This window comes from Ideonella lacteola (assembly GCF_038066555.1).
Taxonomy (GTDB): domain Bacteria; phylum Pseudomonadota; class Gammaproteobacteria; order Burkholderiales; family Burkholderiaceae_C; genus Ideonella; species Ideonella lacteola.
Genome location: NZ_JBBUTG010000052.1, coordinates 1 through 6842, shown reverse-complemented (window position 1 = coordinate 6842; position 6842 = coordinate 1). Strand labels below are relative to the sequence as shown.

Here is a 6842-nt window from a genome sequence, read left to right as displayed (position 1 = left end):
CAATGGTTCAAGAGCAATCAGGTCATGCTTGGCCGTCAGCGGCCCAACCGGCCGTGAGGTCTAACCCCTCCGTCAAGGGGACGTCCCGCAAGCGGGCCGCCCCTTACGTCGAACGTTAGACCTCAAGAACATGTCGCCAGACACGCCCGAGAAGATCGCGTTTCTGTTCCTTGGCTGGCTGCTTGGCATGCTTAGCCCGATAGTGGTCGACGCCATCAAGCGCCGGCGCGAAAACACCCTAGGCCGATCGGCAATTCTCGCTGAGCTCGCTGAACTCGCCGACATCCTCGCAACGGCAGCCTACGGTGCCAAGATGCACGCGGGCACCGTTGATCGGTCATTCCTCGAATGGCTAAAGACCTACTCAGAGCAACACGCCACAATTCAAAGCCTGCAGGAATTCATTCCTCGTTTGAGAACCCAACTCTCGTGGAGTGATGCAGATTTACAGAAGATCGCGTCACACATGTCGGCTGACGATGGAAAAGGATCGATGCTTCAGCACTACCCGATTCCGCTGCTTGATGCGCGCGTGTCCGCGCTCTGGACCTTTGACACATCCTTCCAAAGGCAGCTTCTGGCTATTCGGCGCAATGTCGCGTTGCTCGATGACATAGTAGACCGGAGCAGAAAATACTTTGATCTCACCTTTAGCAAGCTGGAGGGAGAGAACTACCGCCTCGTCACAGAGAACCTTGTCCAGACTTACTCGCTCTATGCGAGTCGCGCCGTCCAAGTCGTGGATCAGATTGTCCAGCTCAAGAGCATTGCGTCGTGAGGTCTAACCCCTCCGTCAAGGGGACCTCTTGTGCCAAGGCGCAAGCCGCCCCTTACGTCGAACGTTAGGCATCAGAAGGCAGCAGGTTGGTGAAGGCGCAGCGGCATGACCGAGCCTTTTTTGGGGCGACTCAATCGTCGGCATGGGCTGTCCGTCCTCCGGCGGCCAGCGCGGGGTCCGTGGCGGCTCCAGCCGTATTCAAGTCAGCCTGGGCACATGTAGGTGGCCTCAGCAGCACGCCACGGTCGCTGAAATCGCTCCCGTTGGTCACGGCCGGTGGTACCCTGTGAGCGATCATTGCCTTGGCAAGCTTTCAGCGCTTCGACAAGGTCGCTGAAATCCTTCGTCCCAGTTGCCCAGCGTCGTAGAACTTGTTATGCAAGCACTCTGCTTTGCCAGTCACTGCATCGCCTGGCCACCGGCTTTCGAATACATGCCGGTTGCGGCATTGCGTTCCGGGCGTCTCGGGGCCCCACTCGCTTTGCCCAACCGCTCCGTCAAGGGGACTGGCCTGCGGCCAGCCCCTTACGTCGAACGTTAAGCGGCATGAAATCAGACCCAATGAAGCTGTTCGTCGCGATCCTCATGTTGTTGTCGGCAGGGAGCGGTCATTGCCAAGTCGCGCCCTCATCAATTCGAGATGAGTCACAGCGAGTCATGGCCTATCTTGGCGTCCTGTCTGCCTGGCAGCAGCAGCTAAGCATCGTGCTTCTTCAATGCAAGAAGGCTGATCCGTTGGGAACGGCCGCTCGACAAGCCGTTTACGAAGAATGGAAGAGCCGGAAGCAGGAGCAATTGGATAGAGTCGACCAATACATGAAAGACATCGCCTCTGTCATGTTGCCACCCCGACCTGGCGTAGACCCAATACGTGCACTCAATGCCGCGACAACGCTTGAAATCTCCATGCAGCTGCAAGCCCTACCAGAAGACGAATTGAGGGGCCTTTGCGCTTCGTTCAAAGATCTACCTTCAAGACTTGAACGCAATGTAGGGCCACATGTCACGGAAGCCTTTAGCGCTCTCGATCGATGGAAAGAGTCACGCGAGCAGCCATAGGCACGCTGCCGCCTAACCCCTCCGTCAAGGGGACGTCCCGCAAGCGGGCCGCCCCTTACGTCGAACGTTAGGCATCGAGAGGAGTCGTGGTGGATCTGTCGATTGAAGGCGCTGGCGAAGCGCGCTCCGTAGTCAAGGCATTTCACACTTTCTTGAACAGCCCTGGCCTAGTTCCGGAGCAGTGCTACCGCAGAAACAAAGTGAGTTACCTGCTCGTCTGCTACGTTAACAACATCATCGGTCTTTTCCTGAGCAAGAACTACGAAGTCATCCCAGTGTTCATCGCCCGTGCTGCAAAGCACATGGCAGACAATCCTGCTAGTTCAGGTTCAGTCGCGTACTACGCCGTCGCCGAAAAGTACCTCGCTCACATGAGCTTCTTTGTCAGTTCGTTTACAAGTGTGCCGCGTGAGGAAATCGATATGCACATCCCAGCTGAGCTTCTGGCTCGGGGCAAGCAAGAGCCTCCACTTCCGCCGCCATCTTTGGCTGGCGAGCTCGATGCCTAACCCCTCCGTCAAGGGGACGTCCCGCAAGCGGGCCGCCCCTTACGTCGAACGTTAGGCATCAGAAGGGAGCAGGTTGTTGGAGGCGCAGCGGCATGTCCGAGCCTTCTGGGTGGCAACTCAATCGTCGGCATGGGCTGTCCGTCCTTTGGCGGCCAGCGCACGGACCGTAGCGGCTCCAGCCGTATTCAAGTCTGCTTGGGCACATGTGGTGGCCACGGCAGCGCGCCAAGGCCGCAAGTTGCTCTGCCTGGTCAGCGCCAGTGGTACTCTGTGGGTTACCTCTGCCACGGCAAGCTTTCAGCGCTCTGCCGAGGCAGCCGAAATCCCTCTTCTCTCCCGGCCAGCGTCGTAGCACTTGTTATGCAAGCCCTTTGCTTTGCCAGTCACCGGCTCGCCTGGCCAGTCGGCTTGAAATACATTCCGGTTGTGGCATTGCGTCCCATGCATCTCGATGCCGTACCCGCTCTGCCTAACCACTCCGTCAAGGGGACTGGCCTGCGGCCAGCCCCTTACGTCGAACGTTAGGCTTCAGAAAGTAGCGGCTGGTGAAGTATCAGTGGCTGGCCTACCGTTGCTGGGTTCCGGCTTCATCGTCGGCGTGGGCTGTCCGTCCTTCGGCGGCCAGCGCACGGGTCGTGGCGGTTCCTGCCGTATTTCGGTCGGCTTGGGCACATGTGGGTCGCCGCTGAAGCATGCCAAGGTCTCAAGTTGCTCTGCCTGGCCTGCACCGGTGGTACTCTGTGGGCCATCTCTACCAAGGCGGGCTTTCAGCGCTCTGCCGAGGCAGCTGAAATACTTCTTCTCTCCCAGCCAGCGTCGTAGCACTTGTCATGCAAGTCTTTTGCTCCACCGGCGCACGCCTCGCGTGGCTACCGGGCATGCAATACATGTCGGTTGTGGCATTGCGTTCCAGGCATCTCAGTGCTCTAGCCACTCTGCCTAACCACTCCGTCAAGGGGACTGGCCTGCGGCCAGCCCCTTACGTCGAACGTTAGGCATCAGAAGGCAGCGGCCGAACGGCGAGTCCGATGCAGCATATCCACGCTTACCAGGTGCCTGCTCCGTCGTCCGCGTGGGCTGTCCGTCCTTCGGCGGCCAGCGCACGGACCGTGCCAGCTTCAGCCGTATTCGAGTCAGCTTAGGCACATGTGGGTTACCGCGGCAGCACACCACGGTTGCAGGAATCGCTCTCCTTGGTCACCGCTGGTGGTACTCTGTTGGCCATCTCTGCCACTGCAAGCTTTCACCGCTTTGCCGAGGTAGCTGAAGTCCTTCTTCTCTACCGGCCAGCGTCGTAGCACTTGTCATACAAGCACTCTGCATTGTCGGCCCCGGCATCGTCTGGCTACCGGGCTTGAAATACATGTCGGTTGTGGCATTGCGTTCCAGGCATCTCGGTGCTCTGGCCGCTCTGCCTAACCGCTCCGTCAAGGGGACTGGCCTGCGGCCAGCCCCTTACGTCGAACGTTAGGCATCTGAAGGCAGCAGGGCCGGTCAACTCTCAGCGACTTTTCTAAGGTTTCTGGGTGCCGGCTTCGTCGTCGGCGTGGGCTGTCCGTCCTTCGGCGGCCAGCGCACGGCCCGTGGCGGCTCCAGCCGTATTCAAGTCAGCTTGGGCACATGTCGGTGGCCGCAGCAGCACATCAAGGTCGCTGGAATCGCTCTCCTTGGTCACCGCCGGTGGTACTCTGTGGGCGATCTCTGCCAAGGCAAGCTTGCAGCGCTTTGCCAAGGCAGTTCAAATCATTCGTCTCCGCCGGCCAGCGTCGTAGCTCTTGTCATGCAAGTCTCCTGCTCCACCAACGCATGTATCGTCTGGCTGCCGGTTTTGAAATGCATATCGGTTGTGGCTCCGCGTTCCGGTCATCTCGGTGCTCCTACCGCTCTGCCTAACCGCTCCGTCAAGGGGACTGGCCTGCGGCCAGCCCCTTACGTCGAACGTTAGGCTTCTTCTATTGTTGTGGGCGCCATGGAACAACCATCCGATGACGAGAGCTTCCTCCGATTCGTCCTCGGCCGAGAGAGCCCGCCGCCCTCAAAGCACAGGGCTATGGCACTTGAGTTTTTGGCCGTGGATGTGTGCGCTCGGCGAATGTACTTTGAGCGACGACTATTCCAAAACGAGGATGCTCGCGCTTGGGTTCTGCTTGACCAAGCACGGAATGCCATTGCGACCGGCAACCGCCTTCAGTATGTTCAAGAGGTCTTGGATGCCGAACTCAGATCGATTGCTGCAAGCCTCCCACCCGAGAGCGCTCTCCGCGGTATCTACGCGAACCTCTGCTTGGCATTGCCCCCAGAGCCGGGGGTTGCCGCACAGGAAGCGCGTTCCTTCCATATGTCTCACCTAGTTCGCTACGCTGGATGCTGGATCGACAAAGCGCGAAGTAGTGAAGGCAGGTGGTTCAGTGAGCGCCTATCATGGTGGTTGCAAGAGGGTTCCCAGCTTCCTGATCCACTCTTGGCCTATGCCAGTGCCACCGTAGCAAATGTGCCAACCGGCGTTTCTCTCGAGCCTGAGTTGCCCGAAGCCTAACCCCTCCGTCAAGGGGACGTCCACAAGCGGGCTTCGCCCACTTGCGGCCGCCCCTTACGTCGAACGTTAGGCGGCAAAGGGCATGATCTCGCGCATTCCAGCGCTTGAATTCCTGCAGAGACTTGTCGGCTCGTATGCAGAGCTGGCTGGTCCCGTCAAGCTGCGCGTTTGGCGCTGCGGCTACGGCGTCGCCATTGATTTAACCGAAGGCCAAAAAACCATTCTTTGCGGGGTCGCAGGCGCATTCAATCAAGACATCGAGTACTTCGTGCAAATTGGCCTTCCAAACGTCACTCGCACGACAGGTCGGCTGGCCAACAAGTCAACCCTCTGCCTAGTTGCTGCTGAGCCACCTGTAGAGTTCCGTTTTACCAAGGCAACAGGTAGTCTGCTTGTCTCAATCGCTTTCAATGGCGAAGAAAAGGCCTCCTATGCGTTGCCAGCCGCCTAACCCCTCCGTCAAGGGGACCTGCCTTCGGCAGGCCCCTTACGTCGAACGTTAGGCATCAAGAGTCAGGGGCTGACCGTTGAGTCCGAAGCAGCATATCCACGCATGTCGGCTGCCTACTTCATCGTCAGCGTGGGCTGTCCGTCCTTCGGCGGCCAGCGCACGGTCCGTGGCCGTTCCTGCCGTATTCTGGTCAGCGCGGGCACATGTGGGTAACCGCGGCAGCATGCCGAGGCTTCAAGTTGCCCTGTCTGGCCAGCGCCGGTGGTACTCTGTGGGCAATCTCTGCCTCGGCGAGATTTCATCGCTCTGCCGAGGCCGCTGAAATATTCCTTCTCTCCCGGCCGGCGTCATAGCATTTGTCATGCAAGTCTCTTGCTCCGCCAACGCGCGCCTCGCCTGCCTGCCAGGCATGAAATACATGTCGGTTGTGGCATCGCGTCCCAGGCATCTCGGTGCTCTGGCCACTCTGCCTAACCGCTCCGTCAAGGGGACTGGCCTGCGGCCAGCCCCTTACGTCGAACGTTAGGCATCAGAAGTCGGCTGGTTGGTGAAGGTAAAAGCGCAGCGGCATGTCCGAGCCTTCTTTGGGGCAACTCAATCATCGGCATGGGCTGTCCGTCCTCCGGCGGCCAGCGTGCGGTCCGTGGCGGCTCCGGCCGTATTCAAGTCAGCCTGGGCACATGTAGGTGGCCTCAGCAGCACACCACGGTCGCCGGAACCGCTCTCGTTGGTCTCGGCCGGTGGTACTCTGTGGGCTATCTCTGCCAGGGCAAGCTTCCAGCACATTGCCAAGGGCGCTGAAGTCCTTCGTCCCAGCCGCCCAGCGTCGTAGCACTTGTTATGCAAGTACTCTGCTTTGCCAGGCACTGCATCGTCTGGACACCAGCCTTCAAATACATGCCGGTTGCGGCATTGCGTTCCGGGCATCTCGGTGCCCCACTCGCTTTGCCTAACCGCTCCGTCAAAGGGACTGGCCTGCGGCCAGCCCCTTACGTCGAACGTTAGGCGCTTTAGGTGCAACCCTCATCCAAGTTCTCGCTGAAGGAACTCCCAAAGACAGTTCCGTTCGCGACTTATCGCCGTCGACTGTTCACTGATGGTGGGATCAAGGGGTCGATCGTCAATGGAGACAAGATCGAGTTCGAGTTCAGTAGTGGGCATCACATCGTGTTGGCCACAAGCTACGACTACTTCGATGGATGTGAGCATTGGATCTATCTTCTAAGTCCGGCCGGCGAAATCTTGGATCTTGTCGCTATGCCCAACGTCTTTGGTTTCACTCAAGATGTTGAGGTCATCGGACCAGAAGAGCTTTCGTTTGGGTACTTCGGAACGAACGACCGCTGGAGTCTGCATGTCTGGGAAGTCGGCTACTGGTCTTTCTCGCTAGGGATGGTCTGCACAAAGCATGGCGCGACGTGCATGGACGCTGAAGAACACGGAATCTGGGCTCGAGATGCCAGAAACGGCTTCAGCCCGAGCTCTTGGGCGCCGATTCGGCGAGCGTAG

5 protein-coding genes are annotated in these 6842 nt (G+C 59.0%); all 5 read left to right on the top strand.

The window, feature by feature from the left end; translation table 11 throughout:
• Positions 1 to 130 precede the first annotated feature (130 nt).
• The 5 genes from AACH06_RS29775 (at position 131) to AACH06_RS29755 (ending at position 6842) form a co-directional block, all read left to right on the top strand.
• A complete protein-coding gene (locus tag AACH06_RS29775; protein ID WP_341429461.1) occupies positions 131 to 778 on the top strand; it encodes a hypothetical protein in 648 nt (215 codons plus the stop codon).
• Positions 779 to 1339: 561 nt separating this feature from the next.
• Positions 1340 to 1837 (top strand): hypothetical protein, encoded by a 498-nt coding sequence (locus tag AACH06_RS29770; RefSeq protein WP_341429460.1) that lies wholly within the window; start codon positions 1340 to 1342, stop codon positions 1835 to 1837.
• Positions 1838 to 1926: 89 nt separating this feature from the next.
• Complete coding sequence (locus AACH06_RS29765; RefSeq protein WP_341429459.1) at positions 1927 to 2346, top strand: hypothetical protein; 420 nt, start codon at positions 1927 to 1929, stop codon at positions 2344 to 2346.
• A 2618-nt stretch (positions 2347 to 4964) separates the two neighbouring features.
• Positions 4965 to 5333, top strand: a complete 369-nt coding sequence (locus AACH06_RS29760) for a hypothetical protein (protein ID WP_341429458.1) — start codon at positions 4965 to 4967, stop codon at positions 5331 to 5333.
• Positions 5334 to 6347: 1014 nt separating this feature from the next.
• On the top strand, positions 6348 to 6842 hold the full coding sequence (locus tag AACH06_RS29755; RefSeq protein ID WP_341429457.1) for a hypothetical protein: 495 nt from the start codon (positions 6348 to 6350) through the stop codon (positions 6840 to 6842).

What these genes read in the sequence shown, in the direction of transcription:
- AACH06_RS29775 (WP_341429461.1), top strand. Translation starts at nt 131, where the DNA reads ATGTCGCCAGACACGCCCGAGAAGATCGCGTTTCTGTTCCTTGGCTGG.
- AACH06_RS29770 (WP_341429460.1), top strand. Translation starts at nt 1,340, where the DNA reads ATGAAGCTGTTCGTCGCGATCCTCATGTTGTTGTCGGCAGGGAGCGGT.
- AACH06_RS29760 (WP_341429458.1), top strand. Translation starts at nt 4,965, where the DNA reads ATGATCTCGCGCATTCCAGCGCTTGAATTCCTGCAGAGACTTGTCGGC.